General features: G+C 71.0%; 17 protein-coding genes. 15 read left to right on the top strand and 2 right to left on the bottom strand.

Features of this window, described 5'->3' with window-relative positions:
* Window positions 1-16: 16 nt before the first annotated feature.
* Window positions 17-595, bottom strand: coding sequence for a TetR/AcrR family transcriptional regulator (locus tag LY13_RS01570; RefSeq protein WP_253826297.1), 579 nt, complete (start codon window positions 593-595; stop codon window positions 17-19).
* 179 nt (window positions 596-774) lie between these two features.
* On the opposite strand from LY13_RS01570, the gene LY13_RS01565 reads away from it, so the two are divergent.
* From LY13_RS01565 to egtD, 4 genes are all read left to right on the top strand, one after another.
* Window positions 775-2265 (top strand): glutamate-cysteine ligase family protein, encoded by a 1491-nt coding sequence (locus LY13_RS01565; RefSeq protein WP_253826296.1) that lies wholly within the window; start codon window positions 775-777, stop codon window positions 2263-2265.
* 106 nt (window positions 2266-2371) lie between these two features.
* Complete coding sequence (gene egtB, locus LY13_RS01560) at window positions 2372-3772, top strand: ergothioneine biosynthesis protein EgtB (protein WP_253826295.1); 1401 nt, start codon at window positions 2372-2374, stop codon at window positions 3770-3772.
* A gap of 3 nt (window positions 3773-3775) precedes the next feature.
* Complete coding sequence (egtC, locus tag LY13_RS01555; RefSeq protein WP_253826294.1) at window positions 3776-4549, top strand: ergothioneine biosynthesis protein EgtC; 774 nt, start codon at window positions 3776-3778, stop codon at window positions 4547-4549.
* Complete coding sequence (gene egtD, locus LY13_RS01550) at window positions 4546-5517, top strand: L-histidine N(alpha)-methyltransferase (protein WP_253826293.1); 972 nt, start codon at window positions 4546-4548, stop codon at window positions 5515-5517. Before egtC ends, egtD begins: the two co-directional genes overlap by 4 nt.
* A gap of 23 nt (window positions 5518-5540) precedes the next feature.
* Here the strand turns inward: egtD and LY13_RS01545 are convergent, their stop codons facing one another.
* On the bottom strand, window positions 5541-6227 hold the full coding sequence (locus LY13_RS01545; protein ID WP_253826292.1) for a GntR family transcriptional regulator: 687 nt from the start codon (window positions 6225-6227) through the stop codon (window positions 5541-5543).
* A gap of 308 nt (window positions 6228-6535) precedes the next feature.
* Between LY13_RS01545 and LY13_RS01540 the strand changes: the two genes are divergently transcribed.
* The 11 genes from LY13_RS01540 (at window position 6536) to LY13_RS01490 (ending at window position 18076) form a co-directional block, all read left to right on the top strand.
* The gene (locus LY13_RS01540) at window positions 6536-7183 is read left to right on the top strand and encodes an isochorismatase family protein (protein ID WP_308216244.1); all 648 of its coding nucleotides are present in this window, start codon (window positions 6536-6538) and stop codon (window positions 7181-7183) included.
* Between the two features lie 89 nt (window positions 7184-7272).
* Window positions 7273-9156: a PEP-utilizing enzyme gene (locus LY13_RS01535; protein ID WP_253826290.1), complete on the top strand. Its 1884-nt coding sequence runs from the start codon at window positions 7273-7275 to the stop codon at window positions 9154-9156.
* Window positions 9153-10238, top strand: a complete 1086-nt coding sequence (locus tag LY13_RS01530; RefSeq protein WP_253826289.1) for a PEP/pyruvate-binding domain-containing protein — start codon at window positions 9153-9155, stop codon at window positions 10236-10238. The genes LY13_RS01535 and LY13_RS01530 overlap by 4 nt, the downstream gene beginning before the upstream one ends.
* Window positions 10235-11122, top strand: coding sequence for an FAD binding domain-containing protein (locus LY13_RS01525; RefSeq protein WP_253826288.1), 888 nt, complete (start codon window positions 10235-10237; stop codon window positions 11120-11122). The genes LY13_RS01530 and LY13_RS01525 overlap by 4 nt, the downstream gene beginning before the upstream one ends.
* A complete protein-coding gene (locus LY13_RS01520) occupies window positions 11119-11793 on the top strand; it encodes an SRPBCC family protein (RefSeq protein ID WP_253826287.1) in 675 nt (224 codons plus the stop codon). The genes LY13_RS01525 and LY13_RS01520 overlap by 4 nt, the downstream gene beginning before the upstream one ends.
* Window positions 11790-12386, top strand: a complete 597-nt coding sequence (locus LY13_RS01515) for a hypothetical protein (protein ID WP_253826286.1) — start codon at window positions 11790-11792, stop codon at window positions 12384-12386. The genes LY13_RS01520 and LY13_RS01515 overlap by 4 nt, the downstream gene beginning before the upstream one ends.
* Before the next feature lie 5 nt (window positions 12387-12391).
* Window positions 12392-13219 carry an alpha/beta fold hydrolase gene (locus LY13_RS01510; protein ID WP_253826285.1) on the top strand — a complete coding sequence of 276 codons (828 nt, stop codon included), beginning with the start codon at window positions 12392-12394 and terminating at the stop codon, window positions 13217-13219.
* A gap of 12 nt (window positions 13220-13231) precedes the next feature.
* The gene (locus tag LY13_RS01505) at window positions 13232-14278 is read left to right on the top strand and encodes a 2,5-dihydroxypyridine 5,6-dioxygenase NicX family protein (protein WP_253826284.1); all 1047 of its coding nucleotides are present in this window, start codon (window positions 13232-13234) and stop codon (window positions 14276-14278) included.
* On the top strand, window positions 14275-14829 hold the full coding sequence (locus LY13_RS01500) for a (2Fe-2S)-binding protein (protein WP_253826283.1): 555 nt from the start codon (window positions 14275-14277) through the stop codon (window positions 14827-14829). The genes LY13_RS01505 and LY13_RS01500 overlap by 4 nt, the downstream gene beginning before the upstream one ends.
* The gene (locus LY13_RS01495) at window positions 14826-17273 is read left to right on the top strand and encodes a xanthine dehydrogenase family protein molybdopterin-binding subunit (RefSeq protein ID WP_253826282.1); all 2448 of its coding nucleotides are present in this window, start codon (window positions 14826-14828) and stop codon (window positions 17271-17273) included. Before LY13_RS01500 ends, LY13_RS01495 begins: the two co-directional genes overlap by 4 nt.
* Complete coding sequence (locus tag LY13_RS01490) at window positions 17270-18076, top strand: maleate cis-trans isomerase family protein (protein ID WP_301298257.1); 807 nt, start codon at window positions 17270-17272, stop codon at window positions 18074-18076. Before LY13_RS01495 ends, LY13_RS01490 begins: the two co-directional genes overlap by 4 nt.
* Window positions 18077-18135: the final 59 nt, after the last annotated feature.

Below are 18135 nucleotides of genomic sequence, written 5' to 3'. Positions count from 1 at the left end.
CCCGGCACCGCCCGGGTCAGTCGCCGCGGTGCCTGCGGACGCTGTCCTCGACGACGTCCAGGACGGGTTCCAGGTCGTCGGCGGGCAGGCCCATGGCGAGGTGGGAGACGAGGCCCTCCAGTACGAGCTGGAGGTACTCGGCGAGCACGTCGACGCTGATGTCGTCGCGCAGGTTGCCGGACCGGCGCTGCCACTCGAGCCGCTTGCGGGTGGCCGTCGTGAGCTGTTGCGAGTGCTCGGCCCACCGGCCGCGGAACTCGGGATCGGTGCGCAGTCTGCGGGAGACCTCCAAGCGGGTGCCGAGCCAGTCGGCGGGGTGTTCGGAGTCGCCCGCCAGCAGGTCACGCATCACCTGGACCAGACCCTGCCGCGCGACGACGTCGGCCATGCGGGCGGCGTCGTCCTCGGCGAGGGCGAGGAAGAGCGACTCCTTGTCGCGGAAATGGTGGAAGATGGCGCCGCGTGAGAGGCCGGTCGCCTCTTCGAGCCTGCGGACGGTGGCACCTTCGTAGCCGAACCGTCCGAAACACAGGCGTGCCCCGTCGAGGATCTGGCGCCTGCGCGCCTCGAGGTGGTCCTGGCTGACCCGTGGCATTCACCGATCTTGACACCGCGTGTGCACCGGATGCAAACCGTACGTACGTACTGGGAGGGGCGTGTCGCGCCCGCCCCGCGGCATCCGCGGCGCGCCCCGGCGAGCGCGTAAGGCTGCGATTGTCGGTGGGCGCCGGTAGCGTCCGACACCGACGGTCCTCGAGCGGATGCGGTGGTCGCATGACGGCGATGCACGGTTCTGTCACACCAACCCCCGGCACCACAACCCCGGGCACGACAACCCCGGGAACGCCGGCCTCGGGAGGGAGCCCGCCCCCGGAAACCCCCACTCACGAGGGCGCTGCCTCTGGCGCCACGACCCGGGACGAGCGCGCACCCGGCAGGCCGGGCCCGGACGTCCCGGCTCCCGACACCGCGGCTCCTGGGACCCCGGCTCCTGGGATCCCGGCTGCCGAGATCCCGGCGCCGGACGGAACGCGGGAGACGGCCGCCGAGGTCGCCGCGTGCGCGATCGCCGATCGCGCCCAAGGAGAGGCGTACGTCGCCTCGGTCTGCTTCAAGCACGGACCGCCGCGACTGACCGGCGCCGAACTCGAGTTCCTCGTCCACGACGCCGCCGACCCGCGCAGGACCCCGGACCGCGACCGGCTGGGCCGCGCGCTCGGCCGGCACGCCCCGGCCACGCTCGCCCCCGGCGGCCGGGCGGCTCCACTGCCGTCCGGTTCGGCGCTCACCCTCGAACCGGGCGGCCAGGTGGAGATCTCCACCCGTCCGCACGCCTCGATCCCGGCGTTGGTGTCCGACGCGGGTGCCGACCTGACCCACGTGACCGAGCTGCTCGCCGGTGAGGGACTCGTCCTCGGCGAGCAGGCCATCGACCCGTTGCGCCCGCCGCGGCGGCTGCTCGAGACGGAACGCTACGCGGCGATGCAACGGCGGTTCGCCACCATCGGCCCCGCGGGCGCCACGATGATGTGCAGCACCGCGGCGGTGCAGGTGTGTGTCGACGCCGGTGAGCCCGACACGCTGCCGTCCCGCTGGGCGGCCGTCCACGCGCTCGGCCCCGTCCTGCTCGCCCTGTTCGCCAATTCGCGCACGCACCTCGGCCGAGACAGCGGGCACGCCTCGGCGCGCTGGCGTGCCGTGATGGAGACCGAGCCTGCGCGTACCGACCCCGCCGCGGCCGGAGGCGCCGTCAACGATCCGCCCGCACGCTGGGCCTCCCGCGTGCTGGACACCCCGCTCATGGTGCGCAGGCGCGCGGCCGGAGCGTGGGACGCGCCCGACCGGCTGACGTTCGCCGACTGGATCGCGCGCCGCGGCGTCGCCCGGCACTGGCCACCGCCCACCTTCGGAGACCTCGACTACCACCTGACCACGCTGTTCACGCCGGTCCGGCCGCGAGGGCACCTCGAGGTGCGCTACGTCGACGCCCAGCCCGCGGGCCGGTGGGTCGATCCCGTCGCCCTGGTGGCCGCCCTGCTGCGGGGGCCCGCCGTGGTCGACCGCGTCCGCGAGGTCTGTGCCGCCACCGAGGGCAGGTGGGCCGACGCCGCCCGCCTCGGACTCGCCGACCCGGCGCTGCACCGCGGCGCGCGAGCCGTCGCCGAGCTCGGTTGCGACGGGCTGGCCGACCTCGGGTTGCCGCCGGCGCTGATCGACGAGATCACGGCCGCCGTCGACGTCCGGCTCGGCCCGCACCCCGGCTGACCCGTGGCGGCCGGCCGGCGTCGCCGGGACGGTCGCCACGGCTGTCCCGTCCGTGTCCCGCCCATCCCACAGGCCCGTTCGAGCCAGTCCCGTTCGAGGAGGAAACATGGCCGCGTTCGACCGTTCCCCGGCGTCCGCCCAGGACGTCACCGCCGCTCCCGGTACGACCGAGCCCGCGGGCGCGCACCCGGGCACGGAGGGTTCGGAGGCGCTGCGTGCCCACGCCGCGGCGGCGCTGGACCGGGCGCGCCGGCGTACGGCGACGCTGACCGACATCGACGACACCGAGCTCACCCGGCAGCATTCGAAGCTCATGTCGCCGCTGGTGTGGGACCTCGCGCACGTCGGCAGCCAGGAGGAGATCTGGCTCGTGCGCGACGTCGGCGGCCGCGAACCGCTGCGGCCCGACATCGACGATCTGTACGACGCGTTCCAGCACCCGCGCGCCGACCGGCCGGAACTGCCGCTGCTCGGCCCTGACGAGGCACGCGCCTACGTCGGCCAGGTGCGGGAGAAGGCGCTCGACGCGCTCGACCGTGTCCCGTTGCAGGGCGACCGGCTGACGGAGTCGGGCTTCGCCTTCGGCATGATCGCCCAGCACGAGCAGCAGCACGACGAGACCATGCTCGCCACCCACCAACTGCGCCGGGGCGATCCGTTGCTCGAGGCGCCCCCGCCGCCCGGCAGGCGCGCGGGCCCGCTGCCGGAGGAGGTCGTCGTCCCAGCGGGGCCGTTCGTCATGGGCACGTCGGTGGAGCCGTGGGCGCTCGACAACGAGCGGCCCGCCCACGAGGTGCACGTCGACGGGTTCGCGCTCGACACGGTTCCGGTGACGTGCGAGCGCTACGCCGCGTTCGTCGAGGCCGGCGGGTACGACGACCCGCGGTGGTGGAGCGAGGCCGGCTGGGCGTACGTGTCCGCCCACGGCATCACGGCGCCACGGTTCTGGTATCGCGACGGCGGACACTGGCGGCGGAGGCGGTTCGGCGTGGACGAGCCGGTGCCTGCCGACGAGCCGGTCCTGCACGTGTCGTTCCACGAGGCGGAGGCCTACGCGGCATGGGCGGGCAGGCGACTGCCGACCGAGGCGGAATGGGAGAAGGCGGCCCGCCACGATCCGGTCTCCCGCCGGTCCCTGCGCTACCCGTGGGGGGACGACGACCCGACGCCCGACCGTGCCAACCTCGGCCAGCGTCACCTGCGGCCCGCACCGGTCGGCGCCTACCCGGAGGGTGCTTCGCCGGTGGGGGCGCACCAGCTGATCGGCGACGTGTGGGAATGGACGTCCACGGACTTCCGCGGCTACCCGGGGTTCACCGCGTTCCCGTATCGCGAGTACTCCGAGGTGTTCTTCGGCGGCGACCACAAGGTGCTCCGCGGCGGCTCGTTCGGCACCGACCCGGTGGCGATCCGCGGCACGTTCCGCAACTGGGACCTCCCGATCCGCAGGCAGATCTTCACCGGGTTCCGCTGTGCCCGCGACCTGACGCGCGACGAGGTGATGTGAGCGGTGTGCCGCCATCTCGCCTACCTCGGAGCACCGGTCTCGCCCGTGGGTCCGCTCGTGGGGGCGCCGCACGCGTTGCTCGTGCAGGCCCATGCGCCCGCGGACATGCGTGGAGGTGGCACCGTCAACGCCGACGGCTTCGGCCTCGCCTGGCTGGCCGACGACGAGGGACCTCCCGTGCGGTACCGCCGCGCGCGACCCGTGTGGACCGACGAGACGCTGCCACGGCTGGCCGAGACGGTACGGCCGGCGGCGTTCGTCGGCGCGGTGCGCTCGGGCACCCCGGGTATGCCGGTCGAGGAAGGTGCCTGCGCACCGTTCGTCGACGACCGGTGGATGTTCAGCCACAACGGCGTGGTGACCGGCTGGCCGTCCTCGGTGGCGGGGCTCGCGGAGAAACTGCCCGTCGTGGACCTGCTGGGCCTGGAGGCACGCACCGATTCGGCGCTGCTGTGGGCGTTGCTGCGCAGGCGGCTGGCCGCGGGCGGTGACCCCGTGACCGAGGTCGCGCAGTTGGTGTCCGATGTGGAGCGCGCCGCACCGGGGTCGCGGCTCAACCTCGTGCTCACCGGCCGTGACCTGCTCGTCGCGACGGCGTGGACCCATTCGCTGTCGGTCCTCGCCCGTGCCGGCGGCGTGGCGGTCGCCTCGGAACCGTACGACGACGATCCGGCGTGGCAGCCGGTGCCCGACCGACACCTCGTCGTGGCCCGCCGGGACGGTACCGGCGCGGTCGTCGACCGGATCGTGCCCCTCGACGAACGGAGCTCCACGTGAACGACGTGATCATCGAACGACACCGCACCGGCGAGGACCTGACCGCGGCACTGCGCCGCGACGTCCGGGAAGGACTGTCGGCGCCGCAGAAGTGGCTGCCCGCGACGTGGTTCTACGACGCGCGGGGCAGTGAGCTGTTCGAACAGATCACCGCGCTACCGGAGTACTACCCGACACGCGCCGAGCGCGAGGTGCTGTTGCGAGAGTCCCCGGCGATCGCCGCGGCGACCGGGGCCCGCACCCTCGTGGAGCTGGGCGCCGGGTCGAGCGAGAAGACGCGGGCGTTGCTGGATGCACTGCGGTCGGCCGGGACGTTGACGGGCTTCGTGCCGCAGGACGTGTCGGCCTCCGCGCTGACCGGGGCGGCCGAGGCGATCGCCGCGGACTATCCCGACCTCGTCGTGCACGGGGTCGTCGGGGACTTCACCGTGAACCTGGGCGAGCTGCCCGGTACGTCACCGCGGCTCGTGGCGTTCTTGGGCGGCACGATCGGCAACTTCCCACCCGCCGAGCGCGCGGCGTTCCTCCGGTCGGTGCGGGAGGTGCTGAAACCGGGGGAGTGGTTGCTGCTCGGCACCGACCTGGTGAAGGACCCCGCCACGCTCGTGGCCGCCTACGACGACGCGCGCGGCGTGACGGCCGAGTTCAACCGCAACGTGCTGACCGTGCTCAACGCCCGGCTGGGTGCGGACGCGGACCCGGCCGACTTCGACCACGTGGCCGCGTGGGACGCCGAACACGAGTGGATCGAGATGCGCCTGCGCGCCCGCCGTGACCTGGTCGTGCACGTGCCGGGTGCCGGACTGGACGTCGAGTTCCGCGCCGGTGAGCACCTGCGGACCGAGGTCTCGGCCAAGTTCCGGCCCGACGGCGTGCGAGGCGAACTCGCCGACGCGGGTTTCGCGCTCGACCACTGGTGGACCGACGAGCAGGACCGCTTCGGCGTCTCCCTCGCCCGAGCCGGCTGAGCCGCGTGTCCTGCACTCGGTGTCTACGTGTCGGCGTCCTGCAGTCGTTCGAAATGCTGGACGGCGAACAGCCGCGCCGATTCGACGTGTTCGCGCATGAGGCGCTCCGCGCCCGCGGCGTCCCGGGCGTGGATGGCGTCGAGCACAGCCCGGTGCTGTTCGACCGCGATGGCCGAGCGCTCGGCGGGGTAGGAGTAGTTCGACCGGAAGCTCACCGTGAACGCGAGGACGTGTCCCATCGTCGTCTGGAGCATCCGACTGCCCGTGGCCTCGGCGACCAGCGTGTGGAAGGCGAGATCGGCTATCGCCTGCTGGCTCGCGTTCCCGCTGGGTGAGATGCGGACCAGCTTTGCGTGGGCGTCCTCGAGGGCCTCGAGGTCGTCTTCGGTCCGGCCGGTGGCCGCCTCCTTCGCCGCGTACGACTCCAGCACCTCGCGCAGCGTGTAGACCTGCATGATGTCGTGGGAGGTGATGGTGCGGACGGTCGCGCCCCGGTTGGGCGTGAGTTCGATCAGTCCTTCGCTCTGCAGCGTGAACAGTGCTTCGCGTACCGGGGTCCGGCTGACTCCGAGCTGTTCCGCGAGGAGTCTCTCCCGCAGCGGTTCCCCGGGCTTCAGCTCGCCGGAGAAGATCTCCGAACGCAGCACGCGTGCGACACCCTCGCTCGTCCGCTGGGACAAGGGGATCGCGCCGCGTCCCGGTTGCTGCATTCGTCGCTCCGTCCTCGCGCCTAGTTCGTCGCCACACGTCGTCTGACATCGCATCGCGTTCGCCGCAGAGTTGCCCGCGGCATCCGGTGATCGTACCGGCCCGGTGCGGCAGGGCCCGTACGACGGAGGTTCGTGTGACGCGGCGATGACGATTGATGACGGCTGCGTTGCGGATGCGCCGGAGGGATTCCCGGATCCGGACGGGAGGGGCAGACTCGGTCATCATCGGTTCGAACGGGAAACACCTCTTGCCAAAATGGTATACCGGTATGCAAACTGGCGGAGGTGTTCCAATGAAGGGAGCCGCCGTGGCAGGCACACACACGACCGACCACGTCTACGACCGGGCCGGTTTCGGCAGGCCGGTGGAGCGTGGCGCCCGCCCGGCGGTGGTGGTGGTCGACTTCTCCTACGGCTTCACCGACCCGGCGAGCCCTACGGGCTCCGACATGTCCGGCGAGATCGCGGCGACCGCCCGGTTGCTCGACGCTGCACGTGCAGCGGACCTGCCGGTGGTGTTCACGACCATCGCCTACGACCCGGCGCAGCGGGACACCCTGACCTGGCTGAAGAAGGCCACCGGCATGCGGGCCCTCGAAGTGGGCAGCAGGCTCGTCGAGATCGACGACCGGCTCGAACCGCGGCCGGACGAGCACCTCGTCGTCAAGACCGGAGCGTCGGCGTTCTTCGGTACCGCACTGTCGTCCTACCTCGCCGCGTCCGGAGTGGACACGGTCGTCGTGGCCGGGGCGACGACCAGCGGCTGTGTCAGGGCGACCGTCGTGGACGCGGTCCAGTACGGCTACCCGGTACTCGTTCCCCGCGAGTGCGTCGCCGACAGAGCTCAGGAACCCCACGAGGCGAACCTGTTCGACATCGATCAGAAGTACGGCGACGTCGTCGAGGTCGCCGATGTCCTCAGCTATCTCGCAACTCTCGATACCCCGAGGCCCTGACCATCCCGAATTCCTCAGCATCCCGGCCCTGACCGGAGACCGCTGCGCGAGCGCAGTTCCACGACCCGATCCCAGGCGGAGGCGTACCCATGACACTGGCTGATTCCCACCCGGATACGACCCCGGCCGAAGCCGTTCCCGGTGAACGGTTCGCGAGTCCGTTCGCGATCCGGACTCCGGAAGGGGCCGAAGGCTGGCAGAGCATGTACCCCTACTACGCGCTGTTGAGCGAGGAACGCGCCGAGAGCGAGGACGGCAAGTTCTGGTTCTTCGACGGGATGCACAACCCCGAACCGCTGTACCCGTTCGACACCATCATGACCGAGAACTGGTGGGTGGCCGCCAGTCAGATGTCCACGCGGGTCTGGCCGGTCCCGCCCGCGGGCGGCATCGAGCACCGGATCATCAACGGGTACCTCTACATCAGCCCGAGTGCGGTCACCGACCCGGACGAGATCGCCCGCCGGGCCGAGGAGTTCTCGGAACGTGCCGGCCACTACTACGAGAACTGGGACGAGATCTACGAGGAGTGGGAGGCAAAGGCCACCGACTGCATCAAGCGGCTCAAGGCGATCGAGTTCCGGCCACTGCCGGACCGGGAGCCCCTCGAGAGCGTGCTATCCCACCGCGGGACGTACTCGAGCTACGAGCTCCTCACGAAGTACGGCGAACTCATCCACAACCTGTTCGAGATGGGCTCCTACCACTTCGAGATGCTCAACCTCGGTTACGGCGCCTATCTCACGTTCCAGGAATTCTGCCAGGCCGCATTCCCCGGGATCACCGATCAGACGCTGGCGAAGATGGTGTCGGGCATCGACATCCTGCTGTTCCGTCCGGACGACGAGCTGCGCAAGCTGGCGCGATTGGCCGTCGAGCTCGGTGTGACGGACCAGCTGCTGGGTACGGAGGATCCGGACGCCGCGATCGCGGCGGTACGGGCCCACCCCAACGGTCCACGGTGGATCGAGGCGTTCGAGGAGGCGCAGGACCCGTGGTTCTGGTTCTCGACCGGCGCGGGCTACACGCACAGCGACCGGGCGTGGATCGACGATCTACGCCTGCCGTTCACCGCGATGCGGGGCTACATCAAGAACCTGCTCGATGGTGAGGAGATCGACCGCCCGCTCGAGTCGATCCTCGCCGAACGCAGCCGCATCACCGAGGAGTACCGCGGCTACCTGCCGACCGAGGCCGACCGCGAGGAGTTCGACGGCCTGATCGAGCTGGCACGGAAGGTGTTCCCGTTCGTCGAGAACCACAACTTCTACGTCGAACACTGGCACCACACGCTGTTCTTCTCGAAGGTACGGGAGCTCGGCGACGTGTTCGTCGCACACGACTTCCTCGACGACCGCGAGGACATCTTCTACCTGCACCGCAACGAGATCTATTCCGCGCTCTACGACCTGATCATCGGGTGGGCGACCGATGCCGAGGCCAGGGGCGTGACGTACTGGCGGCCGGAGGTCGAGCGCCGCCGCCGCATTCGGGACGTGCTGAAGGCCCACCCGCCGCAGCCGGCGCTCGGGGTGCCGCCGGAGTTCATCACCGAACCGCTGACGGTGATGCTCTGGGGCATCACGCAGCAGTCGATCGACGAATGGCTGGGCACCGGTGGCGAGGACGGGGCCGACGACGGGCAGCTGCGTGGCGTCGCCGCCTCGGCGGGTTCAGCCGTCGGAAAGGCACGCGTGATCCTCGACCCCGAGGACCTGCACCTGGTGGAGGACGGGGACATCCTCGTCTGCCGCATCACCGCGCCGAGCTGGGCCCCGGTGTTCTCCCGCTTGTCGGCCGCCGTCTCCGACGTCGGCGGCATCATGGCGCACACCGCGATCATCTGCCGCGAGTATGGCCTGCCCTCGGTGGTCGGCACGGGCTTCGCGACGACGTCCATCGAGACCGGTCAGCTCATCGAAGTGGACGGCGGCACCGGCGTCGTCCGTGTCATCGAGGAGGCATCCGCATGACCACCACCCCGCACGTACTGTGGATCGACGACCCCGAGGCACCGGGGAACCGGCTGCTGGGCGGCAAGTTCGGCAGCCTCGCGGACATGCACGCGGCCCGCTTCGAGGTGCCGCCCGGATTCGGGATCACCACCGGCGCCTACCGACGGTTCCTCGACGCGGCGGGACTGACACGGCGCGCCGAGGAGGCACGCAGCCAGGCAGCGAACGCCGAGCTGTCGGAGATCCGGGAGATCAGCGCCGGACTGACCGCTGAGATCGAGTCCGCGCCGCTGCCGCCGGAACTGGAGACCGCGGTGTGCGAGGCGTACGCCGAGCTCGGCACGCGTTCAGGACAGGTCGATGTACCTGTCGCCGTACGCTCGAGCGGTGAGTCCGAGGACCTCGCGGGCGCGAGCTTCGCGGGCCAGTACGACACGTTCCTGTGGATCCGCGGCGTCGAGGAGCTGCTCCGGCATGTGCGGCGCTGCTGGGCGGGCATGTTCGGTGAGGCGGTGCTGACATACCGTACCGAGGACGAGAAGCCTCCGCCCTCCGATCTGGGCATCTGCGTCGGTGTCCAGCAGATGGTGGCCGCACGGTCGGCCGGGGTGATGTTCACCCTCGACCCGGTCAGCGGCGATCGCTCGAAGGTCGTCGTCGAAGGATGCTGGGGACTCGGTGAGGGCGTCGTCAGCGGCGGGATCACCCCGAGCCGGTACCGCGTCGACAAGGTCACCTTCGAAGTGCTCGACCGGGACATCGTCGAGCAGGAATCCAAGTTCGCCTTCGATCCCGGATGCGGCGAAGTGGCGCTGGTCGAGGTGGCTGACGAACTGCGCTCGCAGCCGTGCGTGACCGACGAGCAGCTCCACGCGCTCGCCGAGCTGGCGAAGCGGATCGAACGGCACCGCGGCGCGCCACAGGACATCGAGTGGGCTGTCGGCGAGCACGGTGAGGTGCGCGTGCTGCAGGTGCGCCCGGAGACGGTGTGGAGCAGGCGCGGGACCGAGCAACTGGTCGGCGACCGCAAGTCGCCGGTCGACCGGGTGCTCGCGCGGTTCGCCGGGCAGCGGGTCGTGCGGGGGAGCGGCGGCGCATGAAACCGGCCCCGTTCGAGTACCACCGGCCTCGGTCGGTGGCCGACGCCGTAGCCACACTCGGCGACTACCCGGGAACCGCGCGGGTACTGGCCGGAGGACAGAGCCTGGTGCCGATGCTGAACATGCGGCTGTGGCGGCCGGACGCGATCGTCGACATCAACGAGATCGACGAACTCGACGACATCGTCGCCGACGGCGACCGCGTGACCATCGGATCACTCGTCCGGTACTCCACCGTGGAGCGTTCCTCCCTGCTGGCACGGCGACTGCCGCTGCTGCCGCGGATCGTGCGGCACATCGGAGACCGGCAGGTGCGCAACCGCGGCACGGTCGGCGGGGCTCTGGTGCACGCCGATCCGACCGGTGAGCTGCCGCTGGCGTGCCTCACCCTCGACGCGGTGGTGGTAGCCGCCGGTCCGGAGGGTGTCCGCCGGATCCCGGTCGACGAGCTGTACGAGGGCTCGTACGCCACCGCGGTCGATCCCCGGGAACTGGTCGTCGCGGTCGAGTTCCCACCACCGGCCGAGGCGGTCGCCTTCCGGGAACTGTGCCGCAAACACAACGATTTCGCCGTCGTCAGCGTGGCTGCCGCGGGCAGCCGCGACGACGGTGGCCGGTGGCGGGACGTTCGGATCGCGCTGGGCGGCGTGGCCGACACCCCCGTGCTCGCCACCGCGTCCGCCGACCGGCTCGAGGGTACGGAACTTCGTGACGCCGACGTGGCGGCTGCGTCCGACGCCGCGCTCGAGGTCGCCGATCCGCCGTCGGACATCCGCGCGAGTGCGGAGTACCGCCGCCATCTGCTGCCCGTGTACGTGCGCAGAGTGCTCACCGAACTGCGCGAGTCCCACGCCCGGCAGGCGTGGGGGGAGGGGACACCATGAAACTGCGGGAAGAGTTCCGCCTCGGACGCCCTGTGGCCGAGGTGTGGAACTTCGTGGACCAGCCGGAACTGGTCGCGAAGTGCATGCCGGGTGTCGAGGACCTGAGCATGTCCGGTCCGGACGAGCTGCGGGTGCGGGTGACGCAGAGCGTCGGCCCGATGTCGGCGACGTTCGCGGCCGACCTGACGATCGTGGAGCGGGTGCCGGAGAAACGGGTCGCGTTCACGGCGACCGGCAAGACGGTGCGCGGCGCGATGGGCAACGTGCGGGCTTCGGTCGCCGTCGAACTGGAGCCCGGCGGCGACGGTACGACCGTGGTCGTCGACGGCGACGTGGCACTGGCGGGCGCGCTCGGCAGTGTCGGGCAGAAGGTCGTCGCGAAACAGGCGGGCAAGGTCACCGCGGAGTTCGCGCGCAACCTCGAGGCCGCCCTCGGCGGTGAGACGCCGCAGCGGCCGTCACCGGCCCTGGCCGCGGACACGCCGGGCGGCGCACGGGAGGTGGCGACAGGCGACCGCGACCGTTCCGTCCGACAGATCGCCGAACCCGGACATGCCCCCGAATCGGCCGCCGCCGAGCGGTGGGCGAAGGTCGCGGCCGCGCTGAGCGCCGCGTCCCTGGCCGTCGGACTCGTCGCACTCGGGCACAGCATGGGGCGGGGGCGGTCATGACCTCCGTGACCCCGTGGGCGCCGCCCGCCCTCGCGCCGGGCACCGAGGTCGAACGACTGGCGACCGGGTGGATCGCACCGTACGGCCAGGAACTGCACCTGCGCCGGGCGCGCGACTGGCTCGTGCACCTCGTCCCGGACGCCACGGCCGAGGCACGCCTCGCCGCGCTCACCCACGACATCGAGCGGATGTTCCCCGGCGGGCCGGTTCTGGACCATGCGAACACGGACTGGGACGACCCGTTCTACCTGTTCGCGCACAGCCTGCGGTCCGCGGATGCGGTCACCGTGTGGCTCGGTGGCGTCGGGCCCGTGGCTGCCGAGGTGGACGTGGCGGAGGTGCGCAGGCTCGTCGGCCTGCACGAGGTCGGCGGCCTGAGCGGCGGCGACGAACTGCAGGCCGCCGACTCACTGTCCTTCCTGGAAACCCTCGCCGACCTGACGGCCGGCTGGGTCACGAGCGGCGCGTGCTCCCGGGAGAAAGCGGCCGCCAAGTTGCAGTACATGGCCGAGCGGGTGCGCGTGCCCGCCGCGCAGGGCCATGTCGCGGAATGGCTGGACTGGGCGTCCGCCCGGTTGCCGGAGGAGGAGTGACCACGATGAGCACGATCGACATCGCGGGGGAGAGCGCCTTCGCCGACGCCAACGGGCTGCGCCACCACGTGCTGCGCTACGGCGACACCGGAGATCCGGACCTGCTGTTGCTGCCCGGCATCACCAGTCCGGCCGTCACCGCGGATTTCGTCGCGGTGCGGTTGGCCGAGTGGGGTTTCCGGGTGACGGTGCCGGACGTTCGCGGCAGGGGAGACAGTGACCGCGGCCCTTCGGGCGGCTACCGGCTCACCGACTACGCCGCCGACGTCGCGGGCCTGGTCGAGGCACTGGACCTGGCGTCACCGGCCGTGATCGGACACTCGATGGGCGCGCGGATCGCGGCCGCCTACGCGGTGCTGCACGCGCCCGGCGGCCACGGGCCGCTCGTCCTGGTGGACCCGCCGACATCCGGTCCCGGTCGGGACCCGTATCCGACCTCCCGCAAGGCGTTTCTCGAACAGCTGCGCGAGGCGCAGCGCGGCACGACCGCCGACGAGGTGCGGAGGTTCTACCCGGCCTGGCCCGAACGCGAACTGCGCCTGCGTGCCGAGGTGCTGGCCACGTGCGACGAGACCGCCGTCGTCGAGACCCACGCGGGGTTCGAACGCGAGGACTTCTTCGAGTACTGGGCGAAGGTCACCGCGCCGGTGGCGCTCGTCCGGGGCGGCGACAGCCCCGTCGTCCCACCCCGCGCAGCGGAGGAACTGACCCGCACGCGTCCCGAGATCCCACTGCTGACCGTTCCCGGGGCGGGCCACATGGTGCCCTGGGACAACCCCACCGGCTTTCTCGATGCCGTCCGGCCCCACGTGACGGCGACCCGTCCGGAGTAGGAGAGAACCATCATGGACCAGAACCTGTTCAACGACATCTGCCTGCGACAGCTGACCTTCTCCGGTGTGCACGAGGGGGAGACGGTCGCCGTGCTGACCCGCGGGTCCGAACGCGGCGAGTACGCCGACGCGTTCCTGTGGGCGGCTCGCCAACTCGGCGCCCAGGCGTTCCATCTGCGGATGCCGGCGCCCGTCAACGCCTCCGGCGCGTGGGCGGTGGGCGACTCCGGACTGGCGGGCAACCGGCACGCCGTCGAAGCGCTGAAGGCCGTCGACATGGTCGTGGACTGCACGTTCCTCCTGTTCTCGAAGGAACAGTTCGAAATCCAGGACGCCGGTACGCGCATCCTGACGGCGGTCGAACCGCCCGAACTGCTGGCACGGCTGATGCCGACCAAGGAGCTGCGCGAGCGGGTCGAGACCGGCGCGGAGCTGCTGGCCAAGGCACAGACCATGCGCATCACCAGCCCGCACGGCACCGATGTGACCTACCGGCTCGGCGTGTACCCGACGATGTCGGAGTACGGCTACACCGACACCCCGGGCCGCTGGGACCACTGGCCCGCCGCATTCGTGTTCACCGGCGGTGCCGACGACGGCGTCGACGGCAAGATCGTGCTCGCCCCGGGGGACGTGCTGCTGCCGTTCAACACCTACGTGCAGACGCCCGTGGAGATCACCATCGAGCAGGGCTTCATCCAGGACATCCGCGGCGGCGCCGGTTCGTCGGGGTTGGATGCCGAACTGCTCGCGTCCTACATCAAGTCGTTCGACGACCCGCGCGGTTACGGGATGAGCCACGTCGGCTGGGGCCTCGACGAACGCGCCCACTGGCACGGGCTGACCCAGTTCCCCGGCGGCATGGGCATGGAACTGCGCAGTTTCTACGGCAACGTGATGTTCTCCATCGGCCCGAACAACGAGCTCGGCGGTCCCAACGACACGCCGTGCCACTTCGACATTCCTATGCGCGGCAACAGCCTCTACCTCGACGACGAGCTGATCGTCGACGCCGGTGAGCTCACGGTGTCGGAGATGCGGCCCGCGGACAAGCGATGACGGAAACGGCGACGAGCCACGGCGGGACGGACGGCGAGCACGCGCCCGCGGCACTCGTGGAACTGGACACGACGGTCAACGGTGATGCGGTGCGCACGCAGGTGCCACCCCGGCTGCACGTGGCGGACTTTCTCCGGCAGCACCTCGGGCTCACCGGCACGCATCTCGGCTGTGAGCAGGGATCCTGCGGCATGTGCACGGTGGTCGTCGACGGTGAGGCCGTGAAGAGCTGCCTCATGCTCGCGTGCCAGCTCGACGGCCGGAGCGTGCAGACCGTCGAGTCACTGGCGGGCGACGAGCTCGCTCCGGTGCAACAGGCGCTGTCCGACGAGCACGGACTGCAGTGCGGCTTCTGCTCCCCGGGCTTCCTGATGACCGCGACGGCACTCGGATACCAGGGTGGTTGCCCGTCACGGGGCGAGATCCGCGAGGAGATCGCGGGTGTGCTGTGCCGCTGCACCGGCTACGAGAACGTCGTGTCGGCGATCGAACGCTGGTTCGCCGAACACCCGCAACAAGCCGGATCCGGCGGAGAGGTGAGGTCGGTATGACGGCACTGGAGGACTCGCGAGAACAGACCGCCGTGGCGGGTGGCAGCCTCGGCGCGTCGCTCTCGCGCAAGGAGGACGAGCGGCTGGTCCGGGGTGACGGCCGGTTCACCGACGACGTCGAGCCGGCGCGAGTCCTGTACATGGCGGTCGCACGCTGTCCGTACCCCCACGCCAGGATCACGTCCGTCGACACGAGCGCCGCCGATCGGATGGACGGTGTCGAGCACGTACTCGACCCGGCCACGCTGCGCAGGCTCAGCGACCCGATCACGGTGCTGCGCCCCGTACCGGGTGCGCCGACGCTGCCGTACTACGCGCTGGCGCAGGACGTGGCCACGCACGAGGGCCAGCCGGTGGCCAGCGTCGTCGCCACGAGCAGGCACGTCGCCGAGGATGCGGTCGAGGCACTCGAGATCACCTACGAACCGCTGCCGCACGTCACCGACGTGCTCGCGGCACTCGAACCGGACGCTCCCGTGCTGCATCCGTCCGTGCTGGAGTCGAACCTCCTCGCCGCCAACTCCAGCGGCAGCGGAGACCCGGACGCACGGCTGGCCGAGGCGGACGTCGTGGAGGAGGGGCGGTTCCGCATCGGCAGGGTCACCGCGTTGCCGATGGAGACCCGCGGTGTCGTCGCGCAGTGGCGGCCGGGCGCGCGCGAACTGGTCGTGCACTGCTCGACCCAGGTGCCGCACCTGGTGCGTAAGCAGCTCGCCGAATCGCTCCGACTGTCCGAGAGCGACATCCGCACGGTGGCCTCGGACGTCGGGGGCGGTTTCGGGCTCAAACTGGGCGTGTTTCCCGAGGACGTGCTCGCCTGCCTGCACGCGATGGCCCTGCGCCGCCCCGTGAAGTGGAGCGAGGACCGCGCCGAGCACTTCCGAGCCAGCACCCATGCACGGGAGTCGGTGCACGACTACCGCATCGCCGCTGCCGCTGACGGCACGATCCTGGCGATGACCGACGTCTACGCCACCGACATCGGCGGCTGGAACTCACCGTTCGGATCGGCACAACTGTCCAGTGTGGTGTTCAACGGTCCCTACCGGGTCGAGGACGGCTACACCGAACGCCGCGTCACGCTGACCAACAAGACCCCGATCGGGGCCTACCGCGGTTACGGCCAGCCCGAGGTGAACTTCGCCTACGAACGGCTCATGGACCGGCTCGCGCGGCGCCTCGACCTCGACCCCGTCGAGCTGCGCGCACGGAACATGCTCACTCCGCGGGAATTGCCGTGGCGAAACCCGTCCGGTGCGGTGTACGACAGCGGTGACTACGAACATTGCTTGCGCATGGCGGCCGAGCGGATCGGCTGGGCCGAACACCGCGGCCACTCGCGCACGCCGCGCGAGGACGGCCGTCTCGTCGGTATCGGCTTCTCCTCGTTCGTCGAGCGCACCGGCTACGCGAGCGCGCGGTTCCTCGCCAAACGCGGTTCACAGTTCGGCGCGCACGAGAGCGTGACGTTGCGCGCCAACCGTTCCGGCGGGATCGACGTGTACACGGGTGTCTCCAGCATCGGACAGAGCAGCGAGACGGCGTTCGCGCAGGTCGTGGCGGAGGTGTTCGGCACCGACTACGACCTGGTGCGGGTCCACGCCGGTGACACGGCGGCCTCGCCGCTGAACACGGGGTCGTTCGCCTCCCGCACGATGATCGCCGCGGCGGGAGCGCTGCGCGAGGCCGCGCACGCGCTGGCCGCCAAGACCCTGCGGCTGGCGGCGTGGCGGCTGGAGGTCGCCGAGGAGGACCTTGAGATCGCCGGCTCGGTCGTCCGGCATCGCCGCGACGGCGACGTGGCCGCGACGTTGGCGGACCTGTACACCGTGGCGATCACCGGCCAGGGCATCCCGCCGGAGGAGGACCCGGGCCTGGAGGCGACCGCGCACTTCGAACCCGCCGACGCCGCGTACTCGTTCGGGACGGCCGCCGCCGCGGTGTCGGTCGATCCCGAGACGGGGGAGTTCGACGTCGAACGGTTCGTGATGGTCCACGACGCGGGCACCGTGGTGAACCCGAAGATCGTCGACGGTCAGGTGCGCGGCGCGCTGGCTCAGGGATTCGGCGCCGCGCTGAGCGAGGAACTCCGCTACGACCCCGAGACCGGGCAGCTGATCAACGGGTCGATGATGGACTACTTCGTGCCCACGGCGGCCGACCTGCCGTCGATGGAACTGCTGCACACCGAGGTGCCGTCGCCGGTCACTCCGTTCGGCATTCGCGGTGTGGGCGAGGTCGGCACGATCCCGCCGGGTGCCGCCGTCGCCAACGCCGTGTGCGATGCGCTGGCCGAGTACGGCGTCGATCTCGACAGCCTCCCGATCACGCCCGAAACCGTCTGGCGGGCGCTCGCCGCAGTGTCCGAACCCGCCTCTCCCGAACCAGCAGCGCCCGACCCCGCCGGTACGGGCCCCTCCGACCAAGGAGTCGAATTCCGATGAACGCAGTGTCCGCCGAGTCCCAGTCTCCCGAGCAGCAGTCCACGGGCCGGTCCCGTATCGGCCTGATCGTCCCGAGCTCCAACACCACGATGGAGACCGAACTGCCGGAGTTGTTCCGGCGGCAGACCGAGGCCACCGGCCACCGGTACACGTTCCACTCCGCGCGAGCGCGGATGCGCAATGTCAACCGCGACGAACTGCTGGCCATGGTGGACAAGGCCGCCGACTGTGCGACCGCGGTGTCGGACGCCGACGTCGACGCGATCGCCTACGCGTGCCTCGTCGCCGTGATGGCACAGGGGGCGGGCGCGCATGTCGAGTCGGAGAAGGTGATCGGTGGGGCGGCCGCCGACAACGGTCACCCCGCGGAGGTCGTGAGCAGCGCCGGTGCGCTCGTGCGTACGTTGCGGGCGATCGGCGCGCGGCAGGTCGCCATCGTCACGCCGTACCTGGCGCCGCTGACGGAGACGGTGCGGTCCTACATCGACGGTGAGGGAGTCCGAGTGCTCGACGCGGTGTCGCTCGAGGTGCCGGACAACCTCGAGGTCGGAAGGCTGGACCAGGCAAACCTGCCGGGGATAGCCCGAGGCCTGCACCGGGACGGGGCCGAGGCCGTCGTCCTGTCGGCGTGCGTGCAGATGCCGTCCCTGGACGCGGTCGAGGCCGTGGAGCAGGAACTCGGCCTTCCGGTTGTCACGGCGGCCACGGCGACGGCGTTCGAGACACTCACCGCACTGGGGCACCCGCCCGCCATCCCCGAGGCGGGGCGCCTACTGCGCGGCGAACTCGCCGTGAGCCCCTGACGCCGCTGTCACCGACCGGGCCACGTGTTCCGCCTTCGGCGGCCGCCCCGGGAAAACCG

Source organism: Prauserella aidingensis (assembly GCF_024171865.1).
In the GTDB taxonomy this organism is placed as follows: Bacteria; Actinomycetota; Actinomycetes; order Mycobacteriales; family Pseudonocardiaceae; genus Prauserella; species Prauserella aidingensis.
The sequence above is the reverse complement of the archived record's forward strand: the minus strand, read 5'-3'. Positions and strand labels throughout refer to the sequence as shown.

Bases quoted from the DNA above. Each gene is read 5' to 3' on its own strand.
- LY13_RS01570 (WP_253826297.1), bottom strand. From the start codon at position 595: ATGCCACGGGTCAGCCAGGACCACCTCGAGGCGCGCAGGCGCCAGATC.
- LY13_RS01565 (WP_253826296.1), top strand. From the start codon at position 775: ATGACGGCGATGCACGGTTCTGTCACACCAACCCCCGGCACCACAACC.
- egtB (WP_253826295.1), top strand. From the start codon at position 2,372: ATGGCCGCGTTCGACCGTTCCCCGGCGTCCGCCCAGGACGTCACCGCC.
- LY13_RS01545 (WP_253826292.1), bottom strand. From the start codon at position 6,227: ATGCAGCAACCGGGACGCGGCGCGATCCCCTTGTCCCAGCGGACGAGC.
- LY13_RS01535 (WP_253826290.1), top strand. From the start codon at position 7,273: ATGACACTGGCTGATTCCCACCCGGATACGACCCCGGCCGAAGCCGTT.
- LY13_RS01530 (WP_253826289.1), top strand. From the start codon at position 9,153: ATGACCACCACCCCGCACGTACTGTGGATCGACGACCCCGAGGCACCG.
- LY13_RS01525 (WP_253826288.1), top strand. From the start codon at position 10,235: ATGAAACCGGCCCCGTTCGAGTACCACCGGCCTCGGTCGGTGGCCGAC.
- LY13_RS01520 (WP_253826287.1), top strand. From the start codon at position 11,119: ATGAAACTGCGGGAAGAGTTCCGCCTCGGACGCCCTGTGGCCGAGGTG.
- LY13_RS01515 (WP_253826286.1), top strand. From the start codon at position 11,790: ATGACCTCCGTGACCCCGTGGGCGCCGCCCGCCCTCGCGCCGGGCACC.
- LY13_RS01510 (WP_253826285.1), top strand. From the start codon at position 12,392: ATGAGCACGATCGACATCGCGGGGGAGAGCGCCTTCGCCGACGCCAAC.
- LY13_RS01505 (WP_253826284.1), top strand. From the start codon at position 13,232: ATGGACCAGAACCTGTTCAACGACATCTGCCTGCGACAGCTGACCTTC.
- LY13_RS01500 (WP_253826283.1), top strand. From the start codon at position 14,275: ATGACGGAAACGGCGACGAGCCACGGCGGGACGGACGGCGAGCACGCG.
- LY13_RS01495 (WP_253826282.1), top strand. From the start codon at position 14,826: ATGACGGCACTGGAGGACTCGCGAGAACAGACCGCCGTGGCGGGTGGC.
- LY13_RS01490 (WP_301298257.1), top strand. From the start codon at position 17,270: ATGAACGCAGTGTCCGCCGAGTCCCAGTCTCCCGAGCAGCAGTCCACG.